This is a genomic window from Croceibacter atlanticus HTCC2559 (genome assembly GCF_000196315.1).
GTDB classification, from domain to species: Bacteria; Bacteroidota; Bacteroidia; order Flavobacteriales; family Flavobacteriaceae; genus Croceibacter; species Croceibacter atlanticus.
The window spans coordinates 1,413,815-1,433,879 of the sequence record NC_014230.1; the positions used below are offsets into that span (position 1 = coordinate 1,413,815).

A 20,065-nucleotide genomic window follows, 5' to 3' on the forward strand; every position below is an offset into this window, starting at 1 on the left:
AATGATTAATGCTTTTTTGTTTAATTTTATTTACGCATATTTTTTTAGAAGTAATACCGATTGATTACTATATATTTTTGTGTCTATCATTTTTATGCGTTTAAAATTTGCCATAAGTCATATTGTTTCGCTAGTCACATCTAAAACTTATGTTGTATCAATGCTAACCCACTTAACTAACAGTCATTATTTACTTCGAGCCAATACCCGTTTGGGTCTTGAAAATAAATCTGCTTAATACCATCTTGTCGAATATACACTTTGTTTGGTATATCATTCCAATCTGAATAGGTGATGTTTATATCCTCTAAGTATTTAATAAAAGCATCAAAATCCGCTGTTGAAAACGCAAAATGTACAGCTTTATTAATTTTTATTTCAAAATCTGGACGCGGTATTAAGTGAAGCTGTTTCCCATTACCAATTGTTAACCATCTTGTTTTAGAGTTAGAAGCGGTGTTTTCTATTTCTTTAAAATGAAAAACCTTTTGGTAAAATGCAACAGACTCATCTACATCTCTTACTGAAAGTGCAATGTGGTTAAAAGTGAAATTTATCATTTGTTAATTATTTTAATGTGTTGCTTAAGGTCTTTATGTAGTCTCTTTTTGCTAGCAGTTGCCCAATATCTGCTTCAAAAGTCTTTGTATTGCTCAATTTTGGGAATGCCAATTTGTTTTTTGCTATTGAATTTGAAACCATTACATTAAAATAATTATAGATTAATATTATTTTTTGAAGCATATTAGTTTCAACAACCTTAAAGCCAATTTTTTCTGCTGTTCGCTTATTTATAATGTAGCTAGTTCCTCTAACTTTCATTTGCTTATTAGTTTTGTGTTTTTCAATAAAAGCTAAAAGGCCACTTAAATACTGTTGGATAATAAAATCTGTTCTTTGTTTTCCGTTTAAAGATCTGTCAATAACAAAATAATAATCGAATAAAGTACCTCCGTGAATTTTGGTAAGATTGTTCTTTGGTTTTTCGGCTAAGAATAATGGCGAATAATAAACAATCTTACCACTACTTTTTAGTGATGGCATATCAAAGAACGGTGCAATTATAGACAAGGTTATTGCAAACGTTACTATGCCTATAAGGTATATACCTGTGTAGACTGCTATAATAATAGATACCGCTATAATTGTAAGTGCGCGAATGGCTATTAGGGTTAAAATACTTTGTTGCTCAATTTTTGTTTTATTAAAAAATCTATGATTCAAAAGTTCTGAATTTTGAGTTTGATACTACCAGTTATACGTAGTTGTCTAAAGGTATTTAAGTTATCCAGCCAACGGTTCTCTTCCAAGTTTCAATTTCTTGCTTTCGTTTTTTAAAGTCTTTTGGAGGTTCTTCATTGTTATTTTTAGCCTGTTGCCTTATAAGTTCCGTTTGTTCTTCAATACTATTAAGGCCTATAGATTTTCGTCTTTTGTTTACCTTCTCCAAATCATCAAAACGATTAGGGCTTAATTCTCCATTTTGGTCCCAATCAAACTGAGTGCCGTAGCGTTGTGGCTTATTTTCAAAAACAGCAATACGGTCTGTTAAGTACGCCAATTTTTTTGATGAAATTTTGTGTTTACGCTCAGCAACTACTAGGAGTCTGGCGCACTTTTTCATAAAGTTAGGTTGTCCTATGGCGTGTTGTATTATCAGCCAAGCTGCATCATTTGCTTCTTTACCAACATTCTGTTCTGTTGGGTAGCCAATCTCATCAATTATCTCATTTAAAATAGTTGCGTTATGATTGTGAATTTGTGCCATCTCTTTATTGTAACCCTTTCCAAGTTGCCCACGCTTAATTAGTTTTTCACGAAATTCCAGATCGTTGTTTTTAAGTGCAATAATTGTTTTGGCTATTTGGCTGTAGTCCATTCTGCTATGGTATAACTTGTAAATCTTATGGTGTTAACCGCTTTTCTAATTATCTAGGTGCATTTACCATGTCCCAATACACATCATAAAATGTATTGTCTATTTTTAAATTTTTAATACCGTCTGAAAAATAATTTATTAAGGCGTCTTTTTTAGTGTAGGTTTCTGAAAGACAATCCTGATTTTCATTATCATACACAATTACTGAAGCATAGATTTCTTCCCATGTTTCCTCACCACTTGCAGCAATGCTATATAATGTATTATCATTTTCAAATAACTTCTTTCTTTCCCAAATTAAAATAGGGTGTCTCTCATTATTTGGTCTAATTTCTTTATCCCATTTTCCAAAGTTGTCAAACATCAGTTTCTTAGTGTACATTGCTGTAAAAACTGCGTTAAATTTTAATTCATTTATATAAGTTGAATCATTTTCAATGACCGTTAGCTTAGGTTGTATTTTATAATCTAGATAACCGTTTTTATAAATATAAGGTGTGTTTGGATTTTGCGTTTTTTGTTTTACACCTACTCCTTTTTTTTTATCTGAATTTGTTTTGGTACTTGAACAGCTAAAAACACCCAGTATTAACACTATTAAAACGATGGTTTTTTTCATACTTAATACACTTAAAACTTTAGCTGATTCCTATATTTTAACCTTAGGATTTACCTGTAGGTTTAATAGTTAGTTGGTTAATATTAGATTGGTCTGGCTCTGAAATGACATACAAAACGGCTCTTGCAATATCTTCTGGATGCAACATAGGCTCATCTCCACCGTAATCCTTGTCATTTAAAAGCTCTGTATCTGTAATATCGTTTCTCAGGTCTGTGTCGACCGTTCCAGGCTCGATAGATGTTACCTTGATATTAAACTCTGGAGAGAGCTCCATACGCATTGCGCGAGAAAGTGCAATAATAGCAGCTTTTGATGCTCCGTAAACTGCACCACCTTTATAAAGTTCTTTACCATCAACAGAGGCAATATTTACAATATGTCCTTTGTTTTGTTTTTTCATACTTGGTAGTGCGCCATGAAGTGTTCTCAAAATACCTTTTACGTTAACCTCAATGGTATTGAGCCATTCCTCTAAATGAAGGTTTTTTAAGTATGTAAGAGGCATTACTCCTGCAACATTTACCAGAACATCTATGCTTTCAACCGTATTTAAAATTGTGATAAAGGCGTCTGAAACGCTCTTGCTATTTGCCACATCCATTTCTATTTCTAGGTAATTGGTCTTTAAGTCTTTCTTTAAATCTGTTAGGGACTCTATAGTTCTGGCAGCTAACACTAAAAAACAGCCTTCTTTATCAAGTTTTCTAGCTATTGCACTTCCAATACCGCCATTGGCACCTGTAATTACTACAACCTTATCTTTAATTTCCATATAAACTATTTAAATTAATGTTTTAAAATACACGCAACTGTATTTATGACATACGTCGACAATTTAAATAACTAATTTAATAAATATAAACCAATAGAATATTTGAAAGGATTATCGGTAATAGGCGAGAACTATCAATTCTTTATATTAGGTTGCTGGCTTTTTTTAGTTGATAGTATTAAAGATTATTCTGGTCTTTCGGGAATATAAACAACATCTACATCTATATTATTACCATAGGTTACTATGATGGAACATATTACAGAAACAGGATCTCCATTATGGATAGCAGGTTTCATTACAGGTATTTTTCTAAGCACTCTTAAGATTTCTGCCTGAACGGTTACTTCTGAGTCTCTCACTTTCATACCAGTTAAATTTCCATTTTCGTTGATTATAAAAAAGGCTTCAACCTGTTTTGGTTCTGAAAGATTTAAATCTTTAGAAACACTCAAGTTAAACTCACGCTTAATAAATGTTGATATTTTAGTGTTAAAACAATCTCTTGTGTCTTCTATAGAAAGTTCTTCACAACCATTATAAACTGGTGCAATGTCTACATCTTTCAATATAATACTATCGTCTGAAGTATAGATTGCCATACCATCTTCTTGTGATACGATGCTACATAAACTTAATAAAGCCTGTTCCTCTTTTTCAGTCATAGTTCCTTGCGCCATCACCTGTTCCTGTACAGCGTTAATTTTTAGTATTAACTCACTTTCTGTGGTTTTAGCCGAGTTGGTTTCTTCCTTACAAGAAACGCCTAAAAGAACCATAAAAATGGTTGAAATGACCATTAAGTTATTAAATTGAAATCGTGCGCACTGATTAAATTTAAGTTTCATTGGATTTGGTTTTTTGTTGTTAATAGTCAAGTATAAGCGTAATTAGTGATTAAAAGTACTACTTGTTTAGGATGCCTGTATATTTATTGATTTCAATACGGCTAACTTTGCAAACACACAGTAATCTGAAAACCTGTGAGAATACATATAAGTATGTGGGAACAAAAAACCACTTATACTCATGTTAGGTGTAGTGATTTCTAATTTTAAACAGCACTAATTATTGCCAAATATAAGTTTGCTGCATAACCACAATAAATCAATAGTTCCTCAATTTCAAATTCAGAATTGTAGTCAGCCATTTCAACATCATAATCATAATTTAATTTCGTCCATTTATTTACTGAATTTAGTGAAAACTGATGTGCCTCAGATTCGTTAAAAACCTCAAATCTTAGTTTCCATTTCGCTTTATTTTTCAACAAATAGTTAAATTCTTTTCCATTCTCTTTTTCTAGCCTAATAACCATATGACCTTTAAGATTAAAGGTAATGTCTCCAATCTGGCTTTTGTTTTTAAAAATATCGACCTTACTTGTCCAAATATTTTTTGGCTTGATCTCAATGTTGTTTCCGTTTAATACTGCTTTGGCTTTTTCTAAAAACCAATTAGTATAAACCAATTCACAAACCTCATCATCATTCTTGATTAGTTTAAAATTTCCTTTTCCAGAACTTGATATTATTTTCATTGGATATGGTTTTTATACCTAACGGTTTTGTGTATGATTAGGGGCGTGTTTTAAGTACCTAATTTAGTAAATACAAATCGAATATAAAATCTGTGAGGATTTTTATAAGTAGGCGAGAACAAGCAATTACTTATAACCATTTTTGTGGGTAGTTTTTTATTTAATAATTATACATATCTAATTCGTCAAAGTCTTTTATTTCAGACAGTTTAATTAGATTATCTATTTCAATATCATACCAATTTTCCTTAAATATCTCATCTCCACCTTCTGCATTTTCATTGGTATTCTCTTTGGTTAATTTCTTTTTTGTCAAGAAGTTAATGCTTGTTTCTCTGTTTGTTACTGGTCCACGATTACTGCTTGAATCATATCCAATTAGTTCAAAATTCGATTTTTGAAATCTGAATGTATACTTCCAATATCCATACCTGCCGTGTCCATAATGGATATATAATTTGTTGTCTTTAATTTCAATCCATAATTCAGGCGCAAAATAGACTCCACCATCTTCATTTTCCGATGAGAAACATTCTAAATTTTTATCAGCAAGTTCATAACCGTTTGCGTTTTTAAATAACACAATAATTCCACGTCTATTTCTGTCAACTTTTTTGTCGAAACGATTCATAACAACATTTGCTGAATCAGTCTTTTTGATTATCAGAACATAATCTTCCAATCCATCTTTATTTAGGTCTCCAGAATATTTTTTAAATTCAGTATAACCTTTGGGAATAAAATCGGATGGTTCTTTATCCTGCGCTTTACAGCTCAGAATAGTCAGTAGAAAAAAGGGAAGTATTAATAAAATTTTCTTCATTCAGTATTTATCTTATGGCAGTTGGTTTAAATTGCCCCAACGGATTTGTATAAGAATAGTAGGGCTGAAAACAGTCGCTAACCATTCGGATGAAACACAAGCCAAATTTAAAAATTTGGCGACCTTGCAAATGCGCCCGAACCATTGGGTTTTGCTGCAATTGCTCTATTATTTTTATTCGGTGTTGTAACACGCTTTTTATTCAAGTCTTACCTTATTCAGATATTTAACAACTAAATTAGATGGGTCAGATTTTGGATTAGTCCAATCAGCTCTACTTGGATGGGTTGCTATTACAACGTAAAGCCCTTTGTTACTTTTAAAGACTTTTGATTTCCATCTTCTGTTATTGTCTTCAATATATTCATCAACTAATTTATTTGCATTTAATTTGTCGCAAACAAATTTTCCAGAAGTATTTCCAAAGCAGAGAATTACTTTAATTCCTAATTTGTCAATTACATTTTGATGAAAATTCCAACAAATATTATTAAAGTAATCTACTTTGTCTGCAATTTTTGCCTCGACTGTTGACCTAACAAAACAAACATTACTAGCTGGAACTTCGTAAGGTGATAAATTGACTTTTTCTAATAGATGTAATATTCTTGGTTGTAAGCCATATTTACCAGCTTCTCCTCTCCATATTTCGTCTTTATATTCAGACCATTCATCTTTTTCAAGATTCAAAGTTTTTTGAGTATGACGTAATATTGTATCTTCTTTTTTTAGTATTTCAGAACCTCCAGGATTCAGTCCAATAATATATAAATCTTTATTTCCTTTAAAAGCTTTTTTTCCAGAATAGAATACAGAACCCGATAAATTATGTAACTCTTTGGGTATTAATTGAGCAAATTCTTTCATTAAATTATTCAAATCTTTATTGTTTGGTCAAATGGCTTACAACGGTTTTGTATAAGATTAGTTGCGTGGTTTAAGCAACTAATTTATCAAATACAAACCGAATAGAAAATCCGCGAGGATTTTCGTAAATAGGCTTGTACTAGCAATTAATTTTATACGTTGTTAGCCACAGTTTTTATTCATTTTCATCATTTTCAATTAAATCCTTTTTTACTGAATTTAAGGCAAAAACAACAGAATTGTAAAAGTCAGTTGACGTAGGAATAGGTGTAAAATTACTCTCATTTACTCTATGTCTCCTGAATTCAACATTAAGAACTCCTTTTCGTTCATTAATATCTAATGTATTCAGAATTTGATTTTCCAAATGTGGTGGTAATTCTATACTTACATTAATTTTTAGTTCGTCAAGATATGGCTCAAAATCACTTGTATATTCTTGAATTTTTAAAATTATGTCTGATAAGTATTCTACGTGTCTAAATTCTTGTGGGATTTCGCCAAATTCTATTTTAGCCATATTAAGTTATTGTGCTTTTAAGTTCGATTAATATAATAATTAGTAAAAGTAAAAATCCAATTATAAAAGTTGACGTTTGCCAAATAAATGCATTCCAACTTTTCTTACCTAGTTTCGTTGATTTGTTTCTATCAGTTTCTAAAGATTCGATTATGTTCGATTCTCTGTTTTTAGCAATTTTTGCTGTTAATCTAAAATCCTCAAGTCTATTAAAAACGACAAATATTCCAAGTGCAATTGAAACTAAACTTAAACCACCTCCAAACCAAAATAATTTTTTTTGTAAACAGTTCAAAACTAAATTGTCTGATTGTATAAAATTAACAATGTATCCAATTTGAGCAATTGACAATCCTATTATTAGATTATTTGCAAATCCAAATTGCGTAATTCGAATGTTTTGCCATCTAATGTAACTTTCTTTATCGGTCATTTTTTTAATTGTGGCTAACGGTCGTGGCTATGAGTAGTGCGGGCGCAAACAGGCAATTTCCGTTCGGTTTAGCACTTAGCCGAAACCTTGTTTTCGGGTTATTATCTTTTACTTTCCAATAAGCCAAAACAAGGTTTTGGCGGTCTCTGAAAATTAGCGATTTCTTCTCGGTTCGGCAATTATGCCCGTATTACTTATAGCCTTTGTTAGCTGTAGTTATTTTATTAGTTTAAATGCCTAAACTATTCCCTTCTTGCATAAGAACTTCTGCATAGCTTTTAATGTCATTTACATTTCGTAATTTCTTATGAATATTTACTTCATCATTCCACCTTAATAATAGAATTAATGCTGTCGCGATAAGTGTATATTTACTTGCAAATGAGTATTTAATTGAATTCATAATACAGCCATAAAAGTCTTTCGGACTCGGTAATATATTTCTTGAATAGGATTGAGAGATAAAATCGTTGAATCGTCTGGATTTATAGACTTCCGATTCAATTTTTCTTAGTTTTCGAGCACCATATTCTTCTTTATAGAATTGTAAGTAGTCGGTTATTTTATCCATATTTATTTGTTTAAACTTAAATTATAAATGTTTAATTCAGAATCTGAATTTTATGAAACCTGGTGTATTCTCATTTATGAAAAGAAGCTCGTCATCAGCATCATAGAACCACTGCTTGTATTCCAATAACGATTCTACATCATCTTTGAACTCTTCTCAAATGGATTTAGAAATAGAATAGTGGAAACATTCTGACTTCAGATTTTGTTCAATTAAGTCTTTACTTAAGTCAAAATAATCCTCAAAAAATCCAGTTAGAGTTAATCCCTCAGTTTTTGCTTTATTCCTTAGCTTCAATTCAATATTTTTTAAATCTTTTACACTAATTAATTTAGATTTTAAATTGTCATACTCAGTTTTTAAATCCTCCATAGTTTTAAAGATTATTTTATTCTGGAACTTTTTTTTTAATTACAGCTAACGTTTATGTATAAGAATAGTTGCGGGTTTGTATGCGAGGATTTTCCGAAGGAAAATCAGACGTTACAAACACGCAACGACCTTTGGTTAAGGACTAATTTAGCAATTATTTTTATACGGTGTTGGCAGTAGTTTTTATTATTATTCGCCCGTTTTTAAAAATAATTGTTCAATTAATTCCATTTTAAAATCCGAGCTTCCAATCCTATATTCTATTTTTTTCATTCCATCTTTAACAGAAACCATCCATTCCTCCAAAACTTTCTTAATTTCATCATCGTCAACTTTTTCTCCTTTGTAAATCTGATTTATTTGGTTTGTCAAAGCAAGACTACTCGTTCCAATATCTTGGTCTTCTAATAATGTCATTTTAATTGAACAATTAGCCATTGCTTTAATTGTTGTTTTATATTGAGTTTTGTCTTTTTCAGTTGGTGAGATAATTTTCGACAGGTTGTCAATAAATAATTCTAATTGCTCTTTTAATTCATTACTTCTCTCAATTTGATAGTTCAATATAAATTCTTGTTTTTGAGAGTCCAAAATCATTAGTTGTGATTTGTTAGCAAAATATCCAGAGATAAAACCTCCAATTACAACTCCTAATAAAGTCATAAAAGCTACGTTCTTAAAGATATTAGTAAAAAACTGTGTTATTCTTTTCATTTTTTGGTAATTACTGCCAACTCGTTTATATACGTAACTATACTCAATTATGCATTTTAAGGATTAAATATAAGGCTTTCAAAACAATACCCATTTAAAGCCATTTACAAACACTTATAAATGTTTCCAAATGGGAATAGTCGTTTGTAATTGGTATTTGGCATCATAAAAAAACCTCACCAAAATGATGAGGTTAACCTAGTGTTTATTAAGTATTGTGTTTGTAAGTGTTAATAGCCAAAATAATCTATATAGGTATTTAAGTCTTTATCACCACGACCACTTAAGTTTACCACAACAATCTCATCGGGCTTAAAGGCTCTAGTTTCAAAAATAGAAAGTGCGTGAGAGGTTTCAATAGCTGGTATTATGCCTTCGGTTTTAGAAAGAAACAAACCTGCTTTCATAGCAGCTTCATCTGTAACGCTAATAAATTCTGCTCGGCCACTTTTATATAAATGAGCGTGCATTGGTCCAACGCCAGGATAATCTAAGCCTGCAGAAATAGAGTAGGGTTCAGTAATTTGCCCATCATCGGTTTGCATTAAAAGTGTTTTGCTTCCGTGTATAATGCCTTCTTTACCTAAGGCAGATGTTGCGGCGCTTTCTCCAGAATTTACTCCTTTTCCAGCAGCTTCAACAGCTATAATATTTACACTAGGCTCATCTAAAAAGTTATAATATAATCCTGCCGCATTACTACCACCACCTACACAAGCAACAACGTGATCTGGCAATTCTGTACCTTCTTTTTCCTGTAACTGTAACCTGGTTTCTGCAGATATCACACTTTGAAAACGTGCCACCATATCTGGATATGGGTGTGGTCCAACTACAGATCCTATAATATAATGTGTATCTGTAGGATTGTTAATCCAATCTCTTATGGCTTCATTTGTGGCATCTTTTAAGGTTTTGCTGCCAGACTCTGCTGGTATTACCGTAGCGCCCAACATTTTCATACGTGCCACATTTGGTGCTTGGCGCTCAATATCTATAGCGCCCATATATACAATACACTCCAACCCCATAAGTGCACAAACGGTAGCTGTTGCCACACCATGTTGTCCGGCACCGGTTTCTGCAATAATCCTATGTTTACCCAAACGTTTAGCCATAAGGATTTGCCCAATAGTATTGTTTACCTTGTGAGCTCCTGTATGACACAAATCTTCACGTTTTAAATAAATCTTTGTGTTGTAATGCTTAGAAAGGCGCTCTGCAAAATATAAAGGTGTTGGCCTGCCCACATAATCTTTAAGCAGTTTTTTAAACTCTGCTTTAAAGTCGGCATCATCCATAATCTTAAGATATTGAGAGCGTAACTCTTCTACATTGGGATATAGCATTTCTGGAATATAGGCACCACCAAAATCGCCATAATAGCCTTTTTCGTTTACTTGGTAAGATTGTGTTATTGTCATTTGTATTGTGTTGCTTGGCGCCAAACTACTGCTTATTAGCAAAACGTTTGCACGCCATTATATTAGTTGTTCTTTTTTTAGTTGTTCCTTAAACCTGCTTAGTAATTCTATATTTTTTAAGCCTGGTTTATCTTCAAACTTGCTATTTACATCAATAGCAGTAATGGGTAGCTTTAGTTTTAAAAGGGCTTTTAACTCTTCAATATGTTCAATACCAATACCACCACTTAAAATTATTGGTGTTGTGCTTGGGTAGTCTTTTAAAACAGACCAGTTAAATGTATAACCGTTGCCACCTTTGTCTTTTCCTTTAGTATCAAACAAAAACGCATCTACATAAGCTTCAAAATCTTTTAAAACATCAAAATTAAAATGATCTTTTATGCTGAATACTTTCCAGAGTTTTAAAGGTTGTAATGTGTGGTCTGAGTGTATTGCAGCAATGAGCGAATTGATAAACGCTACAGATTCTTCGCCATGAAGCTGAATGACATTTAAGTTGAAGGCCTTACATTGTTTAATTATAAAATTTACTGAAGCATTTACGAAAACACCAACGTTTTTAGTTGTCTTTATCCTGTTGGACTCTGGTAGTAAACTTTCAATATGCGAATGCGATACATATCTAGGCGATTTTTCATAAAAGATAAAGCCCAAATAGTCTGGCTGAAGCCTTGCAACTTCAGCAGTATTGTGTAGCATTCCGCAAACTTTTAGGGCCAAACTCATAGTGTTAGTGAATAGCGTCTATAAATGTTTTAGTATCATCATAAGGCGAATTGGTTTTCATAAGCTGTTCACCAATTAAAAACCCTTCAAACCCATATGCCTTTAATTCTGTAATTGTTTTTGGGGAGCTAATACCGCTTTCAGAAACACGTACAAAATCATTAGGAATGCGTTTAGACAGTTCTTTGCTGGTATTAATATTGGTTTCAAAAGTTTTTAGGTTCCTGTTGTTTACACCTAATAAGTTTACAGATGGTAATAGAGATTTTTCTAACTCTTCTTCATTGTGAACTTCTAAGAGAACCTCTAATCCTAAAGATTGCGCAAACTTAGACAGGTTTTTAAGTTCTTGCTTTCGTAATGCTGCAGCTATAAGTAAGATAACATCTGCGCCATTGGCCTTTGCTTCTAATATTTGGTATTCTTCAATAATAAAATCTTTACGAAGTACAGGTATGGTCACACTTGCTCTTGCTAACAAAAGATCATCTAAAGAACCACCAAAAAATTTATTGTCTGTTAATACAGAAATGGCACTTGCACCAGCTTCTTGATAGCCTAAGGTTACATTTTGTACGCGAGCATTCATATTTATGGCAGGCTTGCTCGGAGATCGTCTTTTAAACTCTGCAATAATGCCAGAACCGTTTCGTATTGCACTAGTTATAGATACAGTCTTGCGGTGAAACAATGCCATTTTCTCAAACTGGCTAGCAGGAACAACTTGCTTTTTTAAATTAAGTTCAGATATTTTATTTGCAATTATATCGTCTAAAATGGTCTTCATACTTAGTTTTTACTTAGTGTTATTAAGGTTTCTAGAGCATTTAGACCTTTGCCAGACTCTAAACTTTCCTTAGCCAACTCAAATCCTTGTTTGGGGTTTAAATGTTTTGCAGTGGCAATGGCCATTCCTGCGTTGGCGCAAACTACGTTATTTTGTGCTTCTGTACCACGTCCTGAAATAACATCCATAAATATCTTTGCAGATGCTGCTACAGAGTTTCCGCCAGAGATATGTTCTGCCTTTAATGGCTGCACACCAAAATCTGATGGTTTTAGCATAAGCTCTGTATCATTTCTTATGGCTTTTGTAGTACCTGTTAAGGCAATTTCATCATAACCATCTAAGGCATGTAAAATGGTGAAATTCTTATCTGTTTTTTGGTACAAGTAACCGTACATTCTTGCCAGCTCTAAATTAAATACACCCACAAGTTGATTTTTAGGAAATGCAGGATTTACCATTGGTCCTAACATATTAAAGAATGTTTTTACCGCCAATGCCTTGCGTATTGGTGCCACTTCTTTCATCGCTGGATGAAATAAAGGTGCGTGTAATACACAAATTCCTGCCTTGTCTATACAGCGTTTTAAAAAATCTGTGTCATTACTAAATTTTATTCCTAAATGTTCCATCACATTACTACTTCCGCAAGAAGATGAAACTCCGTAGTTACCGTGTTTAGTGACATTAACACCAGCGCCAGCCGTTACAAAAGATGATAGTGTAGAGATGTTAAATGTGTCTTTACCATCGCCACCAGTACCACAAAGGTCTATAGGATTATAGTCTTTTAAGTTTACAGCTATACATAAATCGAGTAGGGCATCTCGAAAACCTTCCAGCTCTTCAACAGTTATACTTCGCATCATATACACGGTTAGAAAAGATGCAATTTGGCTGCTGTTGTATTTGCCTTCAGAAATATTTACCAACACATCTCGTGCTTCTTGCTTGGTAATTGTTTCGTGGTTTATGAGTCTGTTTAAAAGTTGTTTCATCTAATTACTATTAGGAATTTGCAATTGGTCTGCTTGGTATTGAGTGGTAATTGTCTATAGGTTGATAAGGATGTTTCTTTCTAACTATTCACCCAGTTTTTAATCATTGTTTTTCCGTCTGGTGTTAAGACACTTTCTGGATGGTATTGTACGGCACAAATATCAAAATCACGATGTCTTAGAGACATAATTTGTCCGTTTTCATCTAAGCTGGTAACCTCTAAAGCATCTGGAAAATCTTCTTTAGAAACGACCCAAGAATGGTAGCGGCCTACTTTAAATGTAGAGTTTAAGCCCTTAAAAAGTGGCTCATTGGTTACGGTTAAAGTTACATTTGTAGCTATACCATGAAAGACATTGTTAAGGTTGGTAAGCTTGCCGCCAAACACCTCGCCAATGGCTTGCTGTCCTAGGCATACACCAAAAATAGGCTTGGTAGCAGCATAGGTTTTTATAATGTCTTTTAAAAGACCAGCTTCATCTGGAATTCCTGGTCCTGGCGATAGTAAAATCTTGTCATACGCTGCTAAGTCTTCAATATTTAATTGGTTGTTCCTTAGTACTGTTACTTGGCAATCTAGCTCTTCTAGGTAGTGCACCAAATTGTAAACAAAGCTATCGTAGTTATCTATAACGACTATTTTTTTCATAGGTAGTAATTAATCTAAATACTTCTTTTAAAGAATTCGTTCTGCGGTTTCTAAAGCCTTGTTTAAAGCTCCTAATTTATTGTACACTTCTTGTAATTCACTTTCTTCATTACTTTCAGACACAATTCCTGCGCCAGCCTGAAAATGTAATTCGTGGTGCTTGCTTAAAAAACTTCTAATAATAATGGCGTGGTTAAAGTTACCTTTAAAGTCCATAAAGCCAATGGCGCCACCGTAAAACTCTCTGCTGCTTTTTTCATAGCTTTCAATAAGTTTCATGGCATTATGTTTTGGTGCACCACTAAGTGTTCCTGCCGGAAAAGTATCTGCAACAACCTGCATTGTACTCGTTTTGTCGTGCTTTTGTCCAGTAACTTTGCTTACCAGATGAATAACGTGAGAGAAGAATTGAACTTCTCTATACGTTTCAACAGTAACATTATTTCCATTTCTGCTTAAGTCGTTTCTAGCAAGATCTACCAACATAACGTGTTCGGCATTTTCTTTTTCATCGGCACTTAATTTTTTAGCAAGTTCTGCATCCTGTTCATCATTTCCAGTACGCTTAAATGTACCTGCAATAGGATGTATTTCTGCCTTGCCTTCCTTTACCACCAGTTGTGCCTCTGGAGAACTTCCAAAGATCTTGAAATCACCATAATCAAAATAGAATAGATAAGGTGACGGATTCACACTTCTTAAGGCGCGATACACGTTAAACTCATCTCCCTTAAATTTTTGAGAAAAGCGTTTAGATAATACTATCTGAAACACATCACCACGTTGGCAGTGCTCCTTTCCTTTTCTTACTAAGGCTTTATAATCTTCATCTGAAATATTTGTGCTAACCTCACCATCTTTCTTAAAATTGAAAGATGCAAAGTTCTTTGTTCTGAGTAGTTGCTCAATAGCCTCTAAGTTGCTGCCTGTATTATAGCAATGCGCAAATATGTATACTTCATTATTAAAATGGTTAAAGGCAATAATGTTTTGGTATACCGCATAATAAATATCTGGTATTTCTAAGTTATTAGCTTTCTTGGCAATGTCTATATCTTCAAAATAACGCACTCCATCATAAGCAATGTAACCAAAAAGGCCATTATTTGGGAACTTATGTTCAGAAGTTTCTGCATCAAATAATTTTGAAAATGCTTCAATCTCTAGTGGGACATTAGTAGTCTCATTTATTGAAGACTGTTCTTTTGTGCCGTCTGGAAACTGTTTGATAATTTCTTCATTTTGTATATTTATTGAAGCAATCGGGTTGCAGCATATATAACTAAATGTATTATCATTTGCTCGGTAATCACTACTTTCTAATAAAATACTGTTAGGAAAACGATCTCTAACTTTTAGGTATACAGAAACTGGTGTAATAGTGTCTGCAAGTATTTTAGTGCTGTAAGTTTTAAGTTTGTACATAGGTATAAAAAAATAAAAGCCTGTCGTGACGACAGGCTTTTGGTATTGTATTTACATACTAAGCGTGGCTCACGACTATTGTCTAGAGTTGTTCCACCACCAAGATGTATTGTTTGCTTTCATAATATGCGCCAAATATACTCAGGATTATAATGTTTTAAAACTATTTTAGATAATTTTAAGATAAGATTCCTATGTAAACTTAAATTACGTCGTACATCTATTAAAAACGGCACATTTCTAAATGCAAAGTTTAAAACTTAAGAGTTACGTCTAATTCAAAATTATCTGAAATAGTGTTGTCTCCTAAATTGTCGAAAAAGCTACCACTACCATAACGTACACCATATTTTGTACGATCTATTTTTAAAGATGTTGTTGCTGTATCTTCATTTAAATTAAGTACAAAGTTTACAGGTTCTGTTATATCTTTAATAGTTAAGTCTGCCGTTACGTAATGTCCTTCACTTGTTTTTTCTGCAGACGTAATTACTAGTTTAGATGTAGGAAAATTGTTTACGCCAAAAAAATCGTCAGACTTTAAGTGGCCTTCAAGTTTTCCTTTAGATTCTCCAGTAAGATCTGTAACGTTAATAGAAGTCATATCTATTACAAATTCGCCACCTATAATTGTGTCGTCTTCTAATTGAAGTGTGCCACTTGAAAATTGAATTGTACCTGTATGTGATCCAGTTATTTTCTTTCCTTTCCACACTACAGTGCTGTCTTTAATGTTAATGTCCTTGTTCATAGTTGTAAATGCTAGAGTTGTAAAAATTAGAGTTATGGCAAAAGCGCCTTTTAAAATTTTAGTTGTCATTGTGATTTAGGTTTAAATTAATAATAGTTGTATATACAACAGTTGAGTTAAATTTTTTGATTAGTCGTTTTTTTTCATTTTTAAAAGGAGTGAGGTAAGCTTTATTTTTTCTTCTTTAGTTAAAGCATCTGTCATTTCCTTTTCGTGTTTATCTAAAATAGGGTCAATAACATCAAGTAAGGCTAAGCCCTTTTTAGTAATGGTAATGTTTACTTTTCTTCGATTATTAGGACACGTAACCCTAGATGTAAGACCTTTAGCTATAAGTTTATCTACAAGTCTTGTGGTGTTGCTCATCTTGCTAATCATACGTTCTTGAATGTCTGATAAATTAGCTGGATTTCCTTTTTGTCCTCTTAGGATGCGCAAAACATTAAACTGTTGCATAGATATATCATGTGGTTTAAAGACGTCTTGAATAATATCATTAGCCCACACGTTAGATTTAAATAATTCTATGACAAGTTTTTTGCTTTCCATACTACAAATGTATAAACAATAGTTGTATATACAAATGAAAATGAATTATTTTTATGTGTTGAATATATTTATAGAAAGAACCAATGTTTTAAATTAAATAATTATTCTTAAAAAATTAAACAATTTGTAAAATTACAGGTCAAAAATTAATTATGACTGATAATTGTATAATAAATTAACAAGTTAAGCTAAACTTCTGTTAAACATTATGATGGTCTGCTAATAGGTGTTACATTAGTTGAAAATTTGAAGATGAAGTACGTTTTAATGGCATTATTTATAGCGACTTTGGTGTCTTGTAAGGCAGACAAAGAAACGCCAGAAGCAATAGATAATTATAATGATGCAGCCTCAGATATTACAATTACCTCTTATGATTATAATGGCTTTAAACCATTCTTAGAAAAACAGGACGGTAAAGTACATATCATTAATTTTTGGGCAACTTGGTGTAAACCTTGTGTTGAAGAATTGCCTTATTTTGAGATGATTAATTCTCAATATTCTAATGAAGATGTTACGGTAACATTGGTAAGTTTAGATATGCCAAGTATGGTAGATGGTCACGTAATTCCTTTTGTAAAAAAGAATCAGATAAAGTCTGATGTTATTCTTTTAGATGATCCTGATGCTAACTTTTGGATTAGAGATATTAATGCACAGTGGACAGGAGCAATTCCTGCAACAATTATTTATAAGAATGGAAAGCAAAAGTTTTATGAGCAAACCTTTACTTTCAACCAACTTCAAAAAGAATTAAAATCATTTCTATGAAAACTTTAAAAATTTTAACCGTATTTACAATTGTTGTTGCAGGAATTGCACTTGCTGCAGACCAATTTATAGGTTTTGATGCTATTAAATCATCAGAAACCAATGGCTATGCAATAGGTGATGCCGCAACAGATTTTTCTCTTAAGAATGTAGATGGTAATATGGTATCTCTTATTGATTATAAAGACGCCAAAGGATTTATAGTCATATTTACGTGTAATCACTGTCCGTATTCTGTTGCCTATGAAGATAGAATTATAGCATTAGACAAAGCTTTTAAAACAAAAGGGTACCCAGTAATTGCCATTAACCCAAACAACCCTGAAGCTTATCCAGATGACAGTTATAAAAAAATGATAGAACGTTCTGTAGAAAAGGGCTTTACGTTTCCATATTTATTTGATGATGGTCAAACCATATATCCTCAATACGGTGCAACCAAAACACCACACGTTTATGTTCTAGAAAAAGTTGGTCAGGAAAATATTGTAAAATATATAGGCGCAATAGATAATAATTACAAAGATGAAAAGCTGGCAACCGATAAATATGTTGAAGATGCTGTAAACGCACTTCTAAACAACGAACCAGTTAAAGTAGAAACTACACGAGCGATAGGATGTAGTATTAAATCTTAAATAAAACACCGATTAAAATTAAAAGCCTTGTGTAAAATACAAGGCTTTTTTTATGCGGTATTTTGTATTTTTGAAAAAACTTAAAACTATGATTCTTGACCAGTTATATACCAAGTGTCTAGCAGAAGCTACATACTATATCACATCTGGAAAAGAGGCGGCTATTGTTGATCCTTTAAGGGAAACAGAACCTTATCTTGAACGATTAAAAAATGATGGTGCCACTTTAAAATATATTTTCCTTACCCATTTTCATGCAGACTTTGTTTCTGGTCACGTAGATTTGGCCTTAAAGACAGGCGCACGTATTGTTTTAGGACCAAATGCAACTGCAGCTTATGAGTTTCATCAAGCTAAAGATGGTGAGATCTTTACATTGGGAGACTTAAAAATAAAGGCATTGCATACGCCAGGACATACAATGGAAAGTACGTGTTATCTGTTGTTTACAGAAAAGGGAGAACAACATGCAATCTTTACAGGAGACACCTTATTTATAGGAGATGTGGGACGACCAGATTTAGCTGTAAAAAGCGACCTGACAACTGCAGATCTTGCAGGCTATCTATATGAGTCTTTACGAAACAAAATTATGCCGTTGGATGATCATATTATAGTATATCCAGCACATGGTGCAGGATCTGCTTGTGGAAAGAATATGAGTTCTGAAACCTATGACACCTTAGGCAGTCAAAAAAAGCTTAACTACGCTTTAGATTCTAAACTTTCGAAAACTGAGTTTGTAAATATGACTACAGAAGGTTTAGCAGAACCACCACAGTATTTCCCCTTAAACGTAGCAATGAATAAAGCGGTAAACTCGACAATAGATTCTATTTTAGGTTCTGGAACAACCGCACTTTCACCGTTGGAGTTTCAAAACCTAGCGAGCCAAGAAGATGTTTTAATTTTAGATGTAAGAACTCCAAATGACTATGCTAAAGGCAGTGTGAAAAATGCTTGGTTTATAGGGTTAGATGGTACCTTTGCACCTTGGGTAGGCGCTTTAATAGAAGACATTCATCAAAAAATTATTCTTATAGCACCAGAAGGCAGAGAAGCAGAAGCTGTTACAAGAATGGCTAGAGTAGGCTATGATAATACTTTAGGTTATTTATCTGGAGGTATGGCAGCTTGGGAACGAGCAGGTTTTCCAGTTGAAAAAACAGGAAACATATCTGCTCAAGAATTTGTAGATGGTATTCAACTTGGAGAGATTAAAAATCCTTTAGATGTTAGAAAAACACCTGAGTATGATACAAAGCATATAGAAGATATTGCACTATTACCATTAGATGATATTCATAAGAAATTATCTTCACTACAGCCACAATCTACGTATCATGTACATTGTGCTGGAGGCTACAGATCTATGATATTCTCATCTATCGCTAAATCTAAGGGATATCTAAACATGGTAAATGTAGAAGGCGGATTTGGAGCCATTAAAAAAACTAATTTAAAATCGTTGAACTTAGTTTCAACTTCAACAATAGACTTATAACATGGAGAATTTAACAAATGAACAATGGCAAGAACGTCTTGCAAAAGATGAAAATGCTGTAGTATTAGATGTAAGAACTCAGGAAGAAGTAGATGAAGGTGTAATACCAAACGCACAACATTTAGATATTTACGATAGTGCCGGTTTTATGCAAGGTGTTCAAGAAATGGATAAATCTAAAAGCTATTATGTGTATTGCAGAAGTGGTGGAAGAAGCCAACAAGCCTGTATGCTTATGAACCAAATGGGTATTGAGAATACCTATAATCTTAAAACTGGTTTTTCTGAATGGGATGGCGAAACTTCTAAACTATAACCAATGCTTAGAACATATATTAAAACTATATTGATTGTTTTAGGTTTTGGGTTATCCTCTTGTAACTCTCAAACTACAGAAGTTATTACTGTAGTAAATGAAGAAGAGTTTAATACTTTACTAGCCAATAACAGTAATGCACAACTTATAGATGTTAGAACAGTAAATGAGTTTAATAACGGCTTCATTAATAACGCAGAAAATATAGTTTATGATATTAACTTTAAAAATAAACTGGAAGCATTAGATAAAACGAAGCCTGTAATGGTGTATTGCAAAAGTGGAGGAAGAAGTGCTAAAGCATCAAAAATTCTCGAAGCAGAAGGCTTTAAAATAGTATACGACCTAGATGGTGGTTATGATAATTATAGAAAAAAGGCTCAATAAAAATTGAGCCTTTTAAATAT

General features: G+C 32.8%; 27 protein-coding genes. 5 read left to right on the forward strand and 22 right to left on the reverse strand.

Annotation, left to right across the window (positions count from 1 at the left end):
* Positions 1-176: 176 nt before the first annotated feature.
* The 22 genes from CA2559_RS06320 to CA2559_RS06425 all read right to left on the reverse strand — a co-directional run bounded on the left by CA2559_RS06320 (position 177) and on the right by CA2559_RS06425 (position 16,426).
* On the reverse strand, positions 177-560 hold the full coding sequence (locus tag CA2559_RS06320; protein WP_013187022.1) for a VOC family protein: 384 nt from the start codon (positions 558-560) through the stop codon (positions 177-179).
* Positions 561-567: 7 nt separating this feature from the next.
* Positions 568-1,224: a hypothetical protein gene (locus CA2559_RS06325; RefSeq protein WP_013187023.1), complete on the reverse strand. Its 657-nt coding sequence runs from the start codon at positions 1,222-1,224 to the stop codon at positions 568-570.
* Positions 1,225-1,279: 55 nt separating this feature from the next.
* Positions 1,280-1,879, reverse strand: coding sequence for a DUF6624 domain-containing protein (locus CA2559_RS06330; RefSeq protein WP_013187024.1), 600 nt, complete (start codon positions 1,877-1,879; stop codon positions 1,280-1,282).
* A 49-nt stretch (positions 1,880-1,928) separates the two neighbouring features.
* The gene (locus tag CA2559_RS06335) at positions 1,929-2,498 is read right to left on the reverse strand and encodes a hypothetical protein (RefSeq protein WP_013187025.1); all 570 of its coding nucleotides are present in this window, start codon (positions 2,496-2,498) and stop codon (positions 1,929-1,931) included.
* Positions 2,499-2,541: 43 nt separating this feature from the next.
* Entirely contained in the window at positions 2,542-3,273 is a 732-nt protein-coding gene (locus CA2559_RS06340; RefSeq protein WP_013187026.1) for an SDR family oxidoreductase, read from the reverse strand.
* A gap of 185 nt (positions 3,274-3,458) precedes the next feature.
* Positions 3,459-4,121, reverse strand: coding sequence for a hypothetical protein (locus CA2559_RS06345; RefSeq protein WP_148232787.1), 663 nt, complete (start codon positions 4,119-4,121; stop codon positions 3,459-3,461).
* A gap of 206 nt (positions 4,122-4,327) precedes the next feature.
* Positions 4,328-4,813 carry a hypothetical protein gene (locus tag CA2559_RS06350; RefSeq protein WP_013187028.1) on the reverse strand — a complete coding sequence of 162 codons (486 nt, stop codon included), beginning with the start codon at positions 4,811-4,813 and terminating at the stop codon, positions 4,328-4,330.
* Between the two features lie 160 nt (positions 4,814-4,973).
* On the reverse strand, positions 4,974-5,636 hold the full coding sequence (locus tag CA2559_RS06355; protein ID WP_013187029.1) for a hypothetical protein: 663 nt from the start codon (positions 5,634-5,636) through the stop codon (positions 4,974-4,976).
* 198 nt (positions 5,637-5,834) lie between these two features.
* Positions 5,835-6,503, reverse strand: coding sequence for a tryptophan synthase subunit beta (locus tag CA2559_RS06360; protein ID WP_013187030.1), 669 nt, complete (start codon positions 6,501-6,503; stop codon positions 5,835-5,837).
* Between the two features lie 175 nt (positions 6,504-6,678).
* On the reverse strand, positions 6,679-7,023 hold the full coding sequence (locus CA2559_RS06365) for a hypothetical protein (RefSeq protein ID WP_013187031.1): 345 nt from the start codon (positions 7,021-7,023) through the stop codon (positions 6,679-6,681).
* A gap of 1 nt (position 7,024) precedes the next feature.
* Complete coding sequence (locus CA2559_RS06370; protein WP_013187032.1) at positions 7,025-7,456, reverse strand: hypothetical protein; 432 nt, start codon at positions 7,454-7,456, stop codon at positions 7,025-7,027.
* 229 nt (positions 7,457-7,685) lie between these two features.
* Positions 7,686-7,859: a hypothetical protein gene (locus tag CA2559_RS13810; protein WP_158305530.1), complete on the reverse strand. Its 174-nt coding sequence runs from the start codon at positions 7,857-7,859 to the stop codon at positions 7,686-7,688.
* Positions 7,860-8,183: 324 nt separating this feature from the next.
* Positions 8,184-8,399: a hypothetical protein gene (locus CA2559_RS06380; RefSeq protein ID WP_013187034.1), complete on the reverse strand. Its 216-nt coding sequence runs from the start codon at positions 8,397-8,399 to the stop codon at positions 8,184-8,186.
* Positions 8,400-8,588: 189 nt separating this feature from the next.
* The gene (locus tag CA2559_RS06385; RefSeq protein ID WP_158305531.1) at positions 8,589-9,062 is read right to left on the reverse strand and encodes a hypothetical protein; all 474 of its coding nucleotides are present in this window, start codon (positions 9,060-9,062) and stop codon (positions 8,589-8,591) included.
* Between the two features lie 281 nt (positions 9,063-9,343).
* Positions 9,344-10,537, reverse strand: coding sequence for a tryptophan synthase subunit beta (gene trpB / locus CA2559_RS06390; protein WP_013187036.1), 1,194 nt, complete (start codon positions 10,535-10,537; stop codon positions 9,344-9,346).
* 57 nt (positions 10,538-10,594) lie between these two features.
* Positions 10,595-11,266 (reverse strand): phosphoribosylanthranilate isomerase, encoded by a 672-nt coding sequence (locus CA2559_RS06395; protein ID WP_238524727.1) that lies wholly within the window; start codon positions 11,264-11,266, stop codon positions 10,595-10,597.
* Between the two features lie 4 nt (positions 11,267-11,270).
* The gene (gene trpC / locus CA2559_RS06400) at positions 11,271-12,053 is read right to left on the reverse strand and encodes an indole-3-glycerol phosphate synthase TrpC (protein ID WP_013187038.1); all 783 of its coding nucleotides are present in this window, start codon (positions 12,051-12,053) and stop codon (positions 11,271-11,273) included.
* Positions 12,054-12,055: 2 nt separating this feature from the next.
* Positions 12,056-13,051 (reverse strand): anthranilate phosphoribosyltransferase, encoded by a 996-nt coding sequence (trpD, locus tag CA2559_RS06405; RefSeq protein WP_013187039.1) that lies wholly within the window; start codon positions 13,049-13,051, stop codon positions 12,056-12,058.
* Positions 13,052-13,131: 80 nt separating this feature from the next.
* Complete coding sequence (locus CA2559_RS06410) at positions 13,132-13,701, reverse strand: anthranilate synthase component II (RefSeq protein WP_013187040.1); 570 nt, start codon at positions 13,699-13,701, stop codon at positions 13,132-13,134.
* Between the two features lie 27 nt (positions 13,702-13,728).
* Positions 13,729-15,126, reverse strand: a complete 1,398-nt coding sequence (locus CA2559_RS06415; RefSeq protein ID WP_013187041.1) for an anthranilate synthase component I family protein — start codon at positions 15,124-15,126, stop codon at positions 13,729-13,731.
* 253 nt (positions 15,127-15,379) lie between these two features.
* Entirely contained in the window at positions 15,380-15,946 is a 567-nt protein-coding gene (locus tag CA2559_RS06420; protein ID WP_013187042.1) for a YceI family protein, read from the reverse strand.
* Between the two features lie 60 nt (positions 15,947-16,006).
* Entirely contained in the window at positions 16,007-16,426 is a 420-nt protein-coding gene (locus CA2559_RS06425; RefSeq protein WP_013187043.1) for a MarR family winged helix-turn-helix transcriptional regulator, read from the reverse strand.
* A 252-nt stretch (positions 16,427-16,678) separates the two neighbouring features.
* Between CA2559_RS06425 and CA2559_RS06430 the strand changes: the two genes are divergently transcribed.
* The 5 genes from CA2559_RS06430 (at position 16,679) to CA2559_RS06450 (ending at position 20,045) form a co-directional block, all read left to right on the forward strand.
* Positions 16,679-17,200: a TlpA family protein disulfide reductase gene (locus tag CA2559_RS06430; RefSeq protein WP_013187044.1), complete on the forward strand. Its 522-nt coding sequence runs from the start codon at positions 16,679-16,681 to the stop codon at positions 17,198-17,200.
* The gene (locus tag CA2559_RS06435; protein ID WP_013187045.1) at positions 17,197-17,838 is read left to right on the forward strand and encodes a thioredoxin family protein; all 642 of its coding nucleotides are present in this window, start codon (positions 17,197-17,199) and stop codon (positions 17,836-17,838) included. Before CA2559_RS06430 ends, CA2559_RS06435 begins: the two co-directional genes overlap by 4 nt.
* Before the next feature lie 88 nt (positions 17,839-17,926).
* Positions 17,927-19,342 carry an MBL fold metallo-hydrolase gene (locus tag CA2559_RS06440; protein ID WP_013187046.1) on the forward strand — a complete coding sequence of 472 codons (1,416 nt, stop codon included), beginning with the start codon at positions 17,927-17,929 and terminating at the stop codon, positions 19,340-19,342.
* A 1-nt stretch (position 19,343) separates the two neighbouring features.
* Positions 19,344-19,658, forward strand: coding sequence for a rhodanese-like domain-containing protein (locus CA2559_RS06445; protein WP_013187047.1), 315 nt, complete (start codon positions 19,344-19,346; stop codon positions 19,656-19,658).
* Positions 19,659-19,661: 3 nt separating this feature from the next.
* Positions 19,662-20,045: a rhodanese-like domain-containing protein gene (locus CA2559_RS06450; RefSeq protein ID WP_013187048.1), complete on the forward strand. Its 384-nt coding sequence runs from the start codon at positions 19,662-19,664 to the stop codon at positions 20,043-20,045.
* Positions 20,046-20,065 lie beyond the last annotated feature (20 nt).